At 28.6% G+C, this 13,882-nt stretch carries 18 protein-coding genes and 1 pseudogene; all 19 read right to left on the bottom strand.

Annotated features, from left to right (window positions below):
* The coding region (locus tag B2W91_RS14595) for a DUF3784 domain-containing protein (RefSeq protein ID WP_291582261.1) at positions 1-302 on the bottom strand (302 nt) is incomplete at its 3' end.
* A gap of 98 nt (positions 303-400) precedes the next feature.
* Positions 401-1,252, bottom strand: a complete 852-nt coding sequence (locus B2W91_RS14590; protein ID WP_291582260.1) for a CPBP family intramembrane glutamic endopeptidase — start codon at positions 1,250-1,252, stop codon at positions 401-403.
* Positions 1,253-1,657: 405 nt separating this feature from the next.
* Positions 1,658-2,389, bottom strand: a complete 732-nt coding sequence (locus B2W91_RS14585) for a tetratricopeptide repeat protein (RefSeq protein WP_291582259.1) — start codon at positions 2,387-2,389, stop codon at positions 1,658-1,660.
* Positions 2,390-2,613: 224 nt separating this feature from the next.
* Positions 2,614-2,853 (bottom strand): TIGR04540 family protein, encoded by a 240-nt coding sequence (locus B2W91_RS14580; protein WP_291582258.1) that lies wholly within the window; start codon positions 2,851-2,853, stop codon positions 2,614-2,616.
* Between the two features lie 122 nt (positions 2,854-2,975).
* Complete coding sequence (locus B2W91_RS14575) at positions 2,976-3,113, bottom strand: hypothetical protein (RefSeq protein ID WP_291582257.1); 138 nt, start codon at positions 3,111-3,113, stop codon at positions 2,976-2,978.
* Between the two features lie 79 nt (positions 3,114-3,192).
* Positions 3,193-4,212: a YHYH domain-containing protein gene (locus B2W91_RS20945; protein WP_349680812.1), complete on the bottom strand. Its 1,020-nt coding sequence runs from the start codon at positions 4,210-4,212 to the stop codon at positions 3,193-3,195.
* 395 nt (positions 4,213-4,607) lie between these two features.
* A complete protein-coding gene (locus B2W91_RS14565) occupies positions 4,608-5,384 on the bottom strand; it encodes a GNAT family N-acetyltransferase (RefSeq protein ID WP_291582256.1) in 777 nt (258 codons plus the stop codon).
* 218 nt (positions 5,385-5,602) lie between these two features.
* Entirely contained in the window at positions 5,603-6,328 is a 726-nt protein-coding gene (locus B2W91_RS14560) for a class I SAM-dependent methyltransferase (protein WP_291582254.1), read from the bottom strand.
* A 74-nt stretch (positions 6,329-6,402) separates the two neighbouring features.
* A pseudogene (locus B2W91_RS14555) lies at positions 6,403-7,181 on the bottom strand (carbon-nitrogen hydrolase family protein).
* Between the two features lie 83 nt (positions 7,182-7,264).
* Entirely contained in the window at positions 7,265-7,876 is a 612-nt protein-coding gene (locus B2W91_RS14550; RefSeq protein ID WP_291582251.1) for a YdcF family protein, read from the bottom strand.
* On the bottom strand, positions 7,860-8,447 hold the full coding sequence (locus B2W91_RS14545) for a GNAT family N-acetyltransferase (RefSeq protein WP_291582250.1): 588 nt from the start codon (positions 8,445-8,447) through the stop codon (positions 7,860-7,862). Before B2W91_RS14545 ends, B2W91_RS14550 begins: the two co-directional genes overlap by 17 nt.
* Before the next feature lie 168 nt (positions 8,448-8,615).
* Positions 8,616-9,119 carry a GNAT family N-acetyltransferase gene (locus tag B2W91_RS14540; RefSeq protein ID WP_291582248.1) on the bottom strand — a complete coding sequence of 168 codons (504 nt, stop codon included), beginning with the start codon at positions 9,117-9,119 and terminating at the stop codon, positions 8,616-8,618.
* 1 nt (position 9,120) lies between these two features.
* Complete coding sequence (locus B2W91_RS14535) at positions 9,121-10,110, bottom strand: GNAT family N-acetyltransferase (RefSeq protein WP_291582246.1); 990 nt, start codon at positions 10,108-10,110, stop codon at positions 9,121-9,123.
* A gap of 457 nt (positions 10,111-10,567) precedes the next feature.
* Positions 10,568-10,789: a hypothetical protein gene (locus B2W91_RS14530; protein WP_291582244.1), complete on the bottom strand. Its 222-nt coding sequence runs from the start codon at positions 10,787-10,789 to the stop codon at positions 10,568-10,570.
* 437 nt (positions 10,790-11,226) lie between these two features.
* Complete coding sequence (locus B2W91_RS14525) at positions 11,227-11,697, bottom strand: GNAT family N-acetyltransferase (protein ID WP_291582242.1); 471 nt, start codon at positions 11,695-11,697, stop codon at positions 11,227-11,229.
* A 23-nt stretch (positions 11,698-11,720) separates the two neighbouring features.
* Complete coding sequence (locus B2W91_RS14520) at positions 11,721-12,227, bottom strand: hypothetical protein (protein ID WP_291582240.1); 507 nt, start codon at positions 12,225-12,227, stop codon at positions 11,721-11,723.
* Between the two features lie 97 nt (positions 12,228-12,324).
* The gene (locus B2W91_RS14515) at positions 12,325-12,864 is read right to left on the bottom strand and encodes a nitroreductase family protein (RefSeq protein ID WP_291582238.1); all 540 of its coding nucleotides are present in this window, start codon (positions 12,862-12,864) and stop codon (positions 12,325-12,327) included.
* 96 nt (positions 12,865-12,960) lie between these two features.
* The gene (locus B2W91_RS14510) at positions 12,961-13,470 is read right to left on the bottom strand and encodes a GNAT family N-acetyltransferase (protein WP_291582236.1); all 510 of its coding nucleotides are present in this window, start codon (positions 13,468-13,470) and stop codon (positions 12,961-12,963) included.
* Between the two features lie 188 nt (positions 13,471-13,658).
* The coding region (locus B2W91_RS14505; protein ID WP_291582234.1) for a hypothetical protein at positions 13,659-13,882 on the bottom strand (224 nt) is incomplete at its 5' end.

The following is a 13,882-nucleotide window of genomic DNA, read 5'->3' as shown; positions in this document are numbered from 1 at the left end:
CCTGTATATATAATGGAAAAAAGAAGGATTATTAGAATTAATATAAAAGTAATGATTGAAATAGATGAAACAAGAAAAGATAATAAAAATCCAATAGCTCCTACCATCACAATTAAAAGAAGTACTTTCTTTAATCTATGGACAGAAATTTTAGGGTCGTATCTTTTCTGTTCCTCACTATTCATTTGATTGTACCACTTAAACCATTTAGATGACTTTTCATCACTTACCATAGAATAAAATATATAAATCATTAAAGTCGCCAAGGTAATATTTAGAAGACTACCCTGAAATTTATCCATCTCTATACCTCCTATAAATTCCAATTTGAATAATACGGTATTTTTATAAATTATTCATTTTTTAGTTATAACTTTAAATAAGAATAGCATGTATTGAACTAGTGAAAGTTATGCTCATAAACTTTAGCTAATGCTTGTCTTCTGTAAGCTCTTATGCTAAATCCAACAGCTAAATAAAAAATTGAAGTAATAATGCCATTTATTGGTGAAATCAGAATTTCCTTTCCTGCTACTATACTAATATAACCTGAAATAACTAGAGGATTTATCAGCGAATCTTCTATCATATGAAGTATAACGCAAGGCCAAATCGACTTTGTAACCCTATAGATCTCAATAAACATCACCGACCAACATAACATTGTTATTATAGCAACAACAGCAAATACAGGCCGGCTACCTGGTAACACAGCTTGCATAACTGTATCCGATAAAAAGACCAAGTAATAAGGTAGATGCCATATACCCCAAACACAGCCAACAATGAGATATATCATCCAATCATTAAGATTTAATCTGACAAGTCGTGAGGTTAGAAACCCACGCCAAATTGTCTCCTCAAAGATATTTTTAATAAAATTAACTAACAACGTACTGCAAAACACCCAAACAAAAGATTTGAGATTAAGTGCTGACAAGTCAATCCATTTTGTCATAGATCCGATTATTAAAATGATTATTGTTACAATAGGGAAAATTAAAACAGAAGTCATGTACCATTTTATATTTCCTTTGAAATTAGGCATGAAACCAATATCTTTCCAATTTGCCTTTGAAAATAAAAAGATTGCAATTACAGCCAGCATAGGTAGTACCAACCATATCCCCATGCCAAGAGAATCCCCTTGGGGTTGATCGGTAAGTACATAATCCACAAGAACGCCTATCCACCCGCTAACAATAACAACAACAATAAATAAAACAATATTACGAATAGTTATTTTATCCATAAAAACCTCCTTATATAGTTAATATAAAGATTCTCTTTTACGCATTTTCCTGCTGTTGTAACTTAATTTATATTTTAACTATAATATGACTCTCCATCAAAATAGATTATTTCAGTGCTGTATTATTTATTCAACTTTTTTAATGCATATTGACTCACGATTATCTGGATCTATTTTTCCACTATCCTTAAAGCCTAATGAGCACCAAAATGATGCTCCACCAACTTTCTCTGGTGTTAGGTACATATATTCTGCGCCATGACTAAAAAAGGTTCTCTCTATATGCTTAAATATATCACTTCCATAACCTTGATTGTTTATAGATCAATATATACTATACCTTCACTTCCAATTTCATAGTTACTATATTTAAGTCCTTATATTTAAATTCTCTTGTAATCACCGCTAATTTAAACACCTCTTAGCTTCCTTTGCTATCCATAGTTTATTTCCTGATTCTGCTGCTTCCTTATATTTATTCTGTGCAGAATCAATATCTCCAGTGTTTTCATCTATTTTTGCTAAGCTATACAAAACACTTATTCTCACACGCTTTGTCATCTTTTCATTTAATAATTCTTGGAACTTTTCTCTACTTTCCTCATATCTATTTAAAAACAAAAATCTTTCTGCCACCAGCAATTTCATAGATAAAGTCATTCTTGGATTTACAGGCGGTAATAAAGGAATTTGAGTCTCAAATATTTCCTCCGCATGAGAAATTTCTCCAAGTTCATATAAGCAGCATAATAAATCTATCGTATATATGAGTAGCGTTCCATTTTTTGCCGACAAATGAGTTTTATCAATGGACATCAAGAGTTCCTTTGCCTCTTCAAACTCTCCCATGCTAATAAGTCCTACTGCCTTATCAATGTCCAAATAAATATTATATTTATCTTTTTTGCCTACAATAGCTCTTTGTTTTTCTATAGCTTCCAAAAATGCTTCTGGATCGCACTCTTCTTCTAGCAGATTGATTCTTTTTTTATTTCTCATATATGCAATAATTATATACCCAATCATTACAGTAATAAATGTAATAATTCCTGCTATAATAACATTCTTCGTTAACACTGATAATATAATCATCAATAAAAAAGTACAAACTATAAATCCTATACGGTTTACTAACATATTACATCTCCTTATCTTACAATGATTTACCAGATTAATCTTACCATGAATTTACATTAATCACAATAATAGAGGACATGCTTAAATAAACATATTCATTTGATACTAAATGAATATGTTTATTTCTATAAATACTATATTAAAATGTAATAAACCTATTCATTTCATATGAAAATGAATAGGTTAGTTTTACAAGCCAAATGACTTCTTTTACTCCATCTAAACTACTGGTTCTCTATTTTACTTTTTATTTCATCTATTATTGATTTTCTGTCTTCACCTATAATACTAATTAATTTTGATGGCATGAATCCATTTTTATAAATTCTATCTTCATTCTTTTCTATCATTTCAATAATTATTTGTTCAAACTTTTCATAAGAAATTAGTCCATCATTATATGTATCAACTAAATCCTTAATTCTATGCCCTAGTTCTTTAGGATTTTTATATACTGTTCTCATAATAGCTCCTTTATAAATCATAAATTTTAATATAATTATAATACATCCTCTGATGGATTATTGCAAAGGAAAAAATAACTTTTTGACTTAATCTAATGAATAAAAAAGGCCATGAGCCACCCTCATAGCCTTAAATCTCCCATCAATATTCCAGTAAATTTCCCTAGATTATACCTTACAGGGACTGCCATTTCTTCAGCCACTTGGATTACATATTCCTTTAAGTTTACTGTGAGTCTTTTATTATTTTCCTTCTCCATATAACTCTCCTACAAACTTGCTAACTACTAGCAGAGCATGCAGAAGTGTCTGAGAGTGTTACTTAATTAAAATAATTCATTAGCGTTTTCTTTTTATAAATATAGCTCCTAAAATACCTCCTCCTCCTACAATAGATCCTGATAAAATATTCTTCTTTCTTTTATCAGCTTTTCCCTTTTCATAATATTCATTGCATATATCAGATGCTATGGTAAGTTCTTCTGGTATACTATATTTCTTTGACTGATAGCCAAGTTCATAAAAGTATTTCTTCAGCTCCTCTAGCTTCTTGTTCCCTTTCTCTTGCCCTTTATTAAACCATTGAAGGTATTTTTCTTTTTCCAAACTCAAATTTTTATCTTCTTTTCCTGTAAATACCTTATTAAAGCCATATTGTATATAAGTATCCTCCAATACAGCTTGTCCCTTTTTATATCCTTCCATATATGCATTTTCGAAATCATTGTCTATATTATCTTCAAAAGCTAAAATTTCTTTGTCAGCTTTCCCATCTTCTTCACCTAAAAGAGCATAATCGTTTATTTTATTATCCTTATACTCTTTATACCCCTTTTCATATCCTTCATCGTAGGACTTTATTAACAATTCAATTTTATAATTATTAGATTTATTATCATTTTTACCATCTTTATAACCTTTATCATGTGCTTCAGCTATTTGGCTTTCTATTTGCTTTCTTCCCTTTTCATAGCCTAAATCATACTCTGACTTATATTCTTCAACATGCTCACCTGAATAAGAAGAACTGCTACTTTGCTTTTCATTATATCCATCATTATATCCATTTTCATAGCCAGTTTCCTTTATTTTCTCTTTACTGATTGTTTCTCTTTCAGGTGATGTGGTTAATGAGTTGGAATTACTCTCATATGGACATACACCATTACTATGTAAATGAGCATCATATCCATGATGATAATGATATGATCCAAGCCCTGAAGCATTTTTATTATCCCTATGTCCACCAGAAGAGTCTGTCCTTCCAGAATGAGCATATACACTATTAGTAACTATAGTAAAATTTAATATTACTGTGAATATCATCAACAATAATCTTTTGTGTTTTCGGTTTGACATATTTGCATTACCCCCAATGTTCTTTTTAAATATCTAACCTGTTCTATCAAACTTGTTATTTCTTCTTATTAATATATATTCTTACAATAATTCAAAATTCCTTCTAAAAATCCATAATATATGTATTTTTTACAATAAAATACTTTACCAAGGTCTACGTTTTGATAAATTTCATAAGCAAATTGAAGGGCAACAGTTTCATTCGCAGTGATAACTCTATTGTCAACAGCTACCTGTGCTGGGATATAAAATGCATCTCCCCTATATCTTTTTGTTTCTGAAGTAATTCTAGGCTGTCTCCTGTATGCTTTACATTGTCAAGTAATCCATGCTTGCATAAAAAAGTAGTTGCTCCGCAAATAGCAACTACAAGAATGTGTACTTCCATGAGCTTATTATAGTTGAAAAAATAAATCAGTTCTTTCACCTATTTTATTAAATCCGATTTTTTGATACATTTCCTTTGCAGTATCATCCTCATCAGTAACCAGATAAATAGTATGACAATTCTCTTTTATCGCTATATCGATTAGTGATTTAAGAATGGTTGTTCCATATCCTTTGCGCTGATATGTGGGGCTAACAGCAAAATCCTCGATTTTCGCAATCCCCTTATATATAAACAAATCGCAATTTCCAATTATATCTCCATTATGGTAACAAAGGTAAGAATTTACCCCTTTCTTAGAAACATATACTTTTCCACGTCTGTAACATCTCCTTGTACAAAAATCTTTTCCAAGATTTTTCTCATCATGTTGCAAGTCACAAAATAAAATTTCATCTACCATTTCTTGATTGATAACCTTCTTTATTATGCAACCAGATAAAGCATTTAGTCTTGGAAAATAAGAAATATCAAAGGAATAATACCCATTTGTTGATATTTCAGCATTGTATTTAATAGTAGACATCAAAGAGTTGTTGACATCAGAACTTAAAAGAATATTACAAAATTCACTTTTTTCGGATAGCCTCAGTGAAATTTCATCTTGTATAATACCTTTCAACTCACTTTCACTCATTGCTTTTTTTATATATGTATAATTGTGATAATACATGTCATTCAATTGATTATCACGAAATCTAATTATATTTTCATTTTCATAAAAATCTGAAAAGCATTTTGTGTATTCAAATTCACATTCTACAATTTTCCCATCTATTAGCATAATATATCCCCATTTCTTCTTTATATAATATAGGTAATCTTTATTGTATATAAAATTGCTATTACTAATAGATAATTAAGTACTCTATCTATAAATAATAGCAATATTATGAATACTATATTTAATACAATACTGAAAATAAAAGCTGCTTTATTTTTCATAGTAAATCTTCAATCTAAAATTTGCACAGTGCACATGATATTTAATATTCAATGCATTCAGCTTAATTTTCTTAACAAGATGTGATTATAAAAAGATATATTTCTATATTCATCTATGTCGCACACTTTCATTTCAATTTCAAACATTTTTTCTTGCCACATTGGCTCATACTTAATTTCATTATTTTGTTGCAAACCCAAAAATGTTCTAACTCCAAGAACCTTTTCAATATTAACGTCTAAATCTCCTATCCAATCTCTAACATCATTTACATTATAATAATCCACTTGTCCAAAATTCATAACCTTAGTTGCTTCCCCATTAAGTAGAGATATTGCTTCATCCACATTGTTTTCAAAAACAATTTTTTGTATGATTCTTCCTGTATGATTATGCTTTACTATAGATATTATCCCATTTGGTTTAAGAACTCGGCATAATTCTCTAAGTATTTCTTTTCGCTCTTTCGCATATTCAAAAACATTGTGGCATATTACAACATCAAAGGAATTATCATCTTGCTCTTTTAATTGCTCTATATCACCAATAATCTGTTTATAATTGTTGTCACACATTCTTATATCTATCATGCCAGCATCTGGTTCTATTGCTACAACATCATTATTCTTTGCTAAATGATTTGCAGTAATTCCTAATCCACTTCCAAAATCGAGAACTTTGCAATTAGTTACTTGTGATAGTTGTTCCCAAAGCAATCTATAATACAATACACTCCAAGGCTTTTTCATATTTTCTAAATATGTTTGTAAATCATTGATCATTATGTTCCTCCACTATATATAGAATATAACTCATCTTTCAATTAAATTATCCATCAATCACTTCAAAATTGTTGTTATGTGTTTGAAATTATTTCTACAATATCATTTCTACATTGATTTAAATACCAATTTGATATATCATCAATATCTATAGTTTTTTTAATTATCTCTAATTCACTTGAAATCACTTCTTCAATTACTTGTCCCTTAGGCGAAATCAGCATAGTAGGACATTGTTGATTCTCATTAGCGTTATTAGAACTAATTACAAACCTTTGATTTTCTGCCNNGCCCTGCTTATTAAATGGCTTCTCCAAACTGAAAGTTGATCTCCTGAAATAGCATTTGTTAAATATATAAATACTTGAGCATTATTTAAAGCTAATATCCTCCATTGTTCAGGATAACGTATTTCTCTACAAAGTTGTATTCCTAATTTTAAATTTTGATTATTAATCATTATGTTAAAGACCGGTAATTCATCACCTGCTTTAAAAACATTTCTTTCATGAGTTGCTAAATTTACCTTTTTATATATAAAATCATCATTGTTGTACGAATAAAAAATTGCAGCATTAAACCAATTTGAATCTTGATATATGCAAGAGCCAAAAATAATGTGTATTTTTCTTTTTATAGCTTCATTTTTTAATTGATTCATTGCGTAATTTAACATTTGTAAATCGATATATTTAAGAAAAGAAATATCATCACCATAACCAGATAGTGCCCCTTCTGGTAAAATAATTAAATCATCTTCATTTGCTTTATCTAATATCTGTTTTATATTGTTTAAATTTTCTTCAATATTAAATGTTATTGGAAACTGTCCAATAATTATGGATACTTTCATTTTAATTCTCCGCTATCTCTTGCTTTATTTTAATCAGCTCTATAAAATTGCTATAAACATAGTTTTTTTCTATGAAAATTAATTTATAACACTTCTTTTAATTTCAAAATTTCATCATTAAATTGATTTCCACAGCGTGCTAACTCTCCTAGTACACGTTCAATACCAACTTCAGTTTTATACCAATTTTCTTTTGATATAAGAATATTGCCTTGGTAATATGGTATAGGATGAATATAAAATTCTGTATCTGGAAAAGCCAATTGATAACACATAAGTGAACGTCTTGCATGAAAAGACTTACAACAAATAATAGCTTTTTTAATGTCCAAATTATTTTCATCTGCAACCCTACGTGAAAACATTGCATTTTCTTTTGTAAATGATGATGTATCTTCCCATATAATTGCTTCTTCTGAAACACCATTTATCATCATAACATCAGCTAAAAATTCACAATCTGTTTTATAGTCTTTGTTATATATTTCTTTTTTTGATTTTACACCATTAAATTTTCCTGTTTTAATACTCACTCCACCTGATGGCATTATAAAAGGTGCAAGCCCTTGTTTCCACAATTCAGCTGAATACTCTCCTAATTCAGGATGTGAGCCCCCTGGAATAAAAATAATATCTGCCTTTTCTATTTCATCTTGTAAAAATATAAAATCACTGATATCATCTATAATCTTCATTATTCTCCCCCTTATATATTATTTTTTTAATAAACATTTCTGCTAGTGAGCCATCATCAATTTCATATAGTTTACATGATGTAAAACCATTCTTTAATAATATTTTTTTAGATGCTATGTTATTAGGATCTATTATTGCTGTAGCTCGCTGTATACCCTTTGTTTCTTTAGCTTTATTTAATAATTTTTCTACAATTTCACTTCCATATCCCTTTCCCCAGCACTCAGGAAGCAATGAATATTCAACTTCAACCTCTGTAAAATTTTCATTTACTAAAAGTGCACCTAAACCTATAAAAGTGTTTGTAGAATTTTCAAATACTTTAAAGCCTCCAAAACTTTCCTCTTTTCTACCTTTCTCTAATAGTCCTTCATAACATTTTTTTGCTTCTTCCATTGAAAATATTCTTCCATAATTCATTACCATTACTTTTTCATTTGAAACTAATCTAAAGAAATATTGAAAGTCATCTTCTGAAAGAAACTTTTTAAAATATATTCTGCTTCCCAATTTTCTGCCCCCTAGAATATTTGTATAAGACTTTCTCTTCATCTGCTTTATATTCCCCATAACTGCCTCCACCTTTAACTTGCAATTATTTCTTTTAGTCTATAATAAAAATAATTATTTCGTCGCTTTATTTTATAACATGAACATCACTTTTTCAGACTTTTCAGTTTTTTTGCACTGCTATATTTCTATAATATATAATACATTCATATCACAAATCTATTAAATTTAGCGTAATACTTCATAAAACATATGCTGCTCATCCCTGAAATCTCTAATTCCAAGGCAGTTCATTCCAATTTTCTTCATAACGGTCATAGACCCAATATTTTTAGGATCAGCCATACCATATATTTTTGTTATAGTACTATTTTTAAAAGCAGTTTCTATAACAGCTTTTCCAATTTCAGTAGCATATCCTTTATTCCAAAAATCCACTCCTAATTGCCATTCTATTTCAGGTTGCTCTAACAAGTATGGATTTAAACCTGTTAGTCCTATAATTTTATTGCTTTCTTTTAATATAACCGCTCCATGAAAGTTATCTAATGATAAACTTTCTCTATTAATATTAAATTGGATATATCCTTCAGTTCTTTCTTTAGTCCAAACAGTGTCCCCAGTGTATGTATGAACCTGCTTGTCTGACATTAAATTATACAACTCGTCAGTATAATCTAATGACCAGGGTTTTATATATAAACGTTCCGTTTCAATTATAATTTCGCTCATATTATTTATCTCCAATACTAATTGAATTTAAATGATTTCTTTCATCAATTCTTCTAATCATTGAATAGCAATATGGCGTAAAGTATTTAAGCCAAAAATGTCTTCCTTCAATATTAGCAGATTCAAAATCTGTTGAACAACGTTTCAATCCCTTTTCAATAGCCCAATCAGTTGCTATATTTAATAGTCTTGACATTATATGCTGTCCTCTATATTCTGGTAATACATAAGCTCCATTTATCGCCATTGTATAACCATCATCTAATTCATCCATATTAACTTCAGTTGTATTTGTTTTTAAATAACCTATAATTTTGCTATTAATCTCTGCAATCCATAAGTTGTTACCCTCTATTTTAAGCCACTCTCTATATTCATCTATATAATTTTCACTAATATCATCATATAAATATATTGGTGATGATGAAAGATGCTTGTCTATTCCTTTAAAAAGATGTTCCATATTAATAAGGTCTGTTGCATCAGCCTTTCTTATCAATATGTTATTATCTATATTTGGTATAGCTATTTCTTCAATAGGACGTACAGCGTCAATAACCAACATACCAAATCCATTCATCACCCAAGAATCAATTACATTTTTATCATTAACATACAACATTGCAGCATGCGCATAACAACCTGAATTGACCCACAAATCAGAAGCTCTTCTGTAGAGTTCACTATATAAATACTCTTTATCATATCCATCAGCTATCCCATGAAGTGATGGTAATGATAATGCTCCTTTTGCTGTTCCTTTAAACTCATTAATACTAAATCCACTCATAAACCCAGCAACTTTACCAGATTCTATAGCTACAACGAAATTGCTGTTATCTACATATTCTTTAATTTCATTTATGTGTATTTCAATATTTTCATATTTATCAGATAAAATAGGTAATGCTACCCTCGCATTTTTATAATTAGTTGAAATAATAGTAGCTATCTCTTCAACATGAGAATCTTTTAAATAAGTATAGTGCATAACAATCTCCTTTTTAGGTGATAAATAATATAAAACTATACTCAATTCACATGGTTAAATGAATAGAGAAATCTATAAAATAATCACCTCATAATTTTTTTCTATATTTTTTTCTATATTTTTGTCTATCATAAAAATCTCCTCCTTTCTCAATATTAACCAACAATTAAATATTAACATTAATAGAATTTATAGTAAATGGATACTATTAATATATTTTCTCAAATTCTTTATAAGCATTTATTGCTTACTGATATCTTTCAGGCAATTTTTTATCGCTTTAATCAGTTTAAGCCATCATACAGAAAATCCTATTCTTAATTGATGTTGCCATATTAAAGATAAACTATTTTGTTTTGTCGCATATTCTTTCTTCTGTTTTATTATTTATGATGTCGTAGGGGCGAACAGTGTTCACCAGCTTTCATTCACGTAAATAATATTTAAAAAATATTATTTAAATATCAACTGTCTGCCTAACATCTAATAACAGAAACAACTTTGGGTTTTCTGGAGAACACTGTTCTCCCCTACAGAAAGTACATTTTAAATACATATATATTCCGTATCTAATTATGTTAAACATTGCTATAATTGATGCTAAAGTGTTATCACAACGATGAAGTAACCAACTTGAAATAATAGATCCCTCTAATTGTTTTTCATTAATCCATCCCATTAATCAACCTGCCATACCAGTAATTAAAGTGACTATTATTGCCCCTAAACTTATGTCTATAGTACATTTTCTTTAACACTTCATTTTCCAGTAAAAAGATGTCTATATATTTTCAAAAATGGATTATTAGATTTAATACTGCTTGGTAAGCTATAGGGATACAAGCTCGAATTTTAACTTATTCATAAACCTTAAGAATATTTTCATGCAAGATAAAGCATTGATATTTAAGTGCTCACGAGCATGCATCACTATTTTAGGTTCCAAAATTTTAAATGTATAAGTTAAACTGTGATTTTGGAACCCTATATTCATATCATAAAATAAAAAATACCGCAAATTCACTTATGAATAATGCGGCGTCTCAATTTATATTTACTTTTCATATTGGTATTAATAAATCCTTATAATAATTTACTGTTCATTAAAACTACCTATTAAATATTTTTAGACATATTTATATCGGTAGCAATAAATCCTGTCTTTTCATATAATGATAAAGCCCCTTTGTTATGTGCAAATACATGTAGTGAAATTTTATTAATGCCAAGTTCTTTAGCTACGTCATCAAGAGATTTAAGTGCTTCAGCGCCATATCCCTTACTACGAAATTCTTTAAAAACAATGAAGTCATATATAAAGGCTTCTTTTCCAATGAATTTTTCATAACATTGAAACCATAGATATCCAATCTTTATCTGTTTATCAGCATCTATTATAGAAAAGAGATATTGATTTTCACTATAAATACCCTTTGGAAGTAACCTAGTAAAAGTTTCTTTAGATAGGTTTTCTGCTTCCTCTTCGCTCCAAGTACCTGCTTTAACTTTTTCAGTAGCATAATTCTTAGTAGCGTTATTAATGTAGTCGTCAAAATCGGATTCATTCATTTTTTCTAACCTAACCATATTCCCCTCCAATAACTTATAATCTATTTAATTAAATTAAAATAATAAACTACATCTTTACATAACTGATTTAACTCAATAGAGGAAATAATAATCTTGTAAACTAGAAAGCTCATAATGATTGTAACAAATGGTTGCAAAGATTTTTTATTGTTGTCTCTTTTATAGAATTGACTATCTCTTCGTAAATTTATAAAAATTTTTAAAATAAAAATTAAATATAGTAGAAATAAAAATAAGGAAAATCTTTTAAACTTAATCTCAATAACATTATCTCTAAAGCTCCTAAGTGCTTCCGTATTAAAATCATTTTCAATAATATTATTTTTAATGTTATTTTTAGATATCGCCACATTCCATTTTAAAATTCTTATACTGTTTTCATTTAAAATATCCATTTTCCAATAATACTTTCCACTTCTAGACTCTAGCACTTGGGAATTACTAAATATATAAAGCATAAAAACTACAAATATAATAGTAAATATTACAGAGTCAATTAAAATCTTTTTTTTAGTTTTACTACTCATAACCAGTCTCCATTAATATACTAAATACTATTTTTAGCTTACATTATCTAAATATCATCTATTTTTGCATCTTTATAATTTAATTTTATATAATTTTTTACCAAACTTCATGATGTATTATCTCTTCAAGTTTCTTTCGCGGACGAGCTTTTGGAGTTTCATTTGCATATCCAACAGTTATAACACCTACTACATACTTGTCAGATGGTATATTTAATATTGGTCTAATCTCTTTCTGAATAAACCACCCAACCCAACAGGTACCTAATCCTAAACTAGTAGCTTCAAGTAACATATGTTCTATAGAAATTGATGTATCTCTGATTATCTGCTTCAGTTCTATTTGCGGACTATCTTCATCTAGTACTATATCTATATCTTCTCCCATTCTAGAGCGTATGTCGGCAACACATACAATAAAAATTGGAGCAGAAAGCATCCATTTTTGATTATGAGATACTTCAGCTAATCTTTTTCTAGTAGATTCAAATTTTACCACAATAAAATGCCATGGCTGAGTATTGCTACCAGATGGTGCAAGTCTTGCACTGTCAAGTATCTGAATTACCTTTTCATCTTCAACAGACTTATCAATGTAATTTCTAATACTTCTACGATTTTCAATTTCTTTAATCATATTTTTAATTTCCTCCATTAAAATATAATATTAAAAATTCCTTCATTTTTAATATATTCTCTAGCGAATACTTTTCGCCTTCTTTTTATAAAAAGCTTAATCAACTACTTTTATATATCTATACTCATTAAGCTTTTTACCAATATATATTTCTTTTACAGTACCATCATGATGAAATCCTATTTTCTCATAAAACCTTCTTGCATTTACATTGCCTTCAAGAACCCAAAGAGTAATGTGTTTATAATTTCTATTTATCAATTCATTCATGCCATGAGTTATTAGCTTAGTCCCTATACCTTGATTCCAATATTGAGGCAATAAATACATTGCAACTATTTCTCCACAAAAATCATCTTTATCTTCATCTCTGCATTTTCCAATGCACATAAATCCGACTGCCTTTTCTTCCTCTTCAAAGATTAAGATATTTTCTTCTAAAGCTTCTGATAATATTTTTTCAAAAGATATTTTTCTCTTTTCAGAAGTTATGTTATTTAATATTTCATCAGGTACTATATCTTTATATGCTGTTTTCCAAGATTTTGAATGAATATCTCCTAATACTTTAGCATCATCAATGTTTGCATATCTAATTTTATACATAAATACCTCCAATTAATTATATATCCTCAGTGCTCAATTTATTAAAGATTACAGTCAATGAAACCATGAATAATTTTCATAATAATCTCTGTTTCATATATTATCTAAGCTATTATAAAAAGGAGAATAATGTCTAACTATTCTCCTGTCATTACTTTAATTAAAAATTAAATTTAACAATAACTTTACTATATTTCTTCGAAAATAATTGTTCTTACCTTAGACGCTCTCTTAAAAAAATTCTCATCAGGAACATTCGTTATCATTATGATTTGAACCTCTTCCTCTAGGAAAACTTCATTAGATGAAAGGAATCCAGGTATTATCCCACTATGGTCTACCCTTTCTCTAACTCTGCCTCCAAGTTCTTCAGAAATTAAATGTACTCCATATCCATAATAATCATTTTCTT

It is taken from the genome of Clostridium sp. UBA6640 (genome assembly GCF_002455975.1).
In the GTDB taxonomy this organism is placed as follows: Bacteria; Bacillota; Clostridia; order Clostridiales; family Clostridiaceae; genus Clostridium_J.
The sequence above is the reverse complement of the archived record's forward strand: the minus strand, read 5'-3'. Positions and strand labels throughout refer to the sequence as shown.

Bases quoted from the DNA above. Each gene is read 5' to 3' on its own strand.
- B2W91_RS14590 (WP_291582260.1), bottom strand. From the start codon at position 1,252: ATGGATAAAATAACTATTCGTAATATTGTTTTATTTATTGTTGTTGTT.
- B2W91_RS14585 (WP_291582259.1), bottom strand. From the start codon at position 2,389: ATGTTAGTAAACCGTATAGGATTTATAGTTTGTACTTTTTTATTGATG.
- B2W91_RS14580 (WP_291582258.1), bottom strand. From the start codon at position 2,853: ATGAGAACAGTATATAAAAATCCTAAAGAACTAGGGCATAGAATTAAG.
- B2W91_RS14575 (WP_291582257.1), bottom strand. From the start codon at position 3,113: ATGGAGAAGGAAAATAATAAAAGACTCACAGTAAACTTAAAGGAATAT.
- B2W91_RS20945 (WP_349680812.1), bottom strand. From the start codon at position 4,212: ATGTCAAACCGAAAACACAAAAGATTATTGTTGATGATATTCACAGTA.
- B2W91_RS14565 (WP_291582256.1), bottom strand. From the start codon at position 5,384: ATGCTAATAGATGGGAAAATTGTAGAATGTGAATTTGAATACACAAAA.
- B2W91_RS14560 (WP_291582254.1), bottom strand. From the start codon at position 6,328: ATGATCAATGATTTACAAACATATTTAGAAAATATGAAAAAGCCTTGG.
- B2W91_RS14550 (WP_291582251.1), bottom strand. From the start codon at position 7,876: ATGAAGATTATAGATGATATCAGTGATTTTATATTTTTACAAGATGAA.
- B2W91_RS14545 (WP_291582250.1), bottom strand. From the start codon at position 8,447: ATGGGGAATATAAAGCAGATGAAGAGAAAGTCTTATACAAATATTCTA.
- B2W91_RS14540 (WP_291582248.1), bottom strand. From the start codon at position 9,119: ATGAGCGAAATTATAATTGAAACGGAACGTTTATATATAAAACCCTGG.
- B2W91_RS14535 (WP_291582246.1), bottom strand. From the start codon at position 10,110: ATGCACTATACTTATTTAAAAGATTCTCATGTTGAAGAGATAGCTACT.
- B2W91_RS14530 (WP_291582244.1), bottom strand. From the start codon at position 10,789: ATGGGATGGATTAATGAAAAACAATTAGAGGGATCTATTATTTCAAGT.
- B2W91_RS14525 (WP_291582242.1), bottom strand. From the start codon at position 11,697: ATGGTTAGGTTAGAAAAAATGAATGAATCCGATTTTGACGACTACATT.
- B2W91_RS14520 (WP_291582240.1), bottom strand. From the start codon at position 12,227: ATGAGTAGTAAAACTAAAAAAAAGATTTTAATTGACTCTGTAATATTT.
- B2W91_RS14515 (WP_291582238.1), bottom strand. From the start codon at position 12,864: ATGATTAAAGAAATTGAAAATCGTAGAAGTATTAGAAATTACATTGAT.
- B2W91_RS14510 (WP_291582236.1), bottom strand. From the start codon at position 13,470: ATGTATAAAATTAGATATGCAAACATTGATGATGCTAAAGTATTAGGA.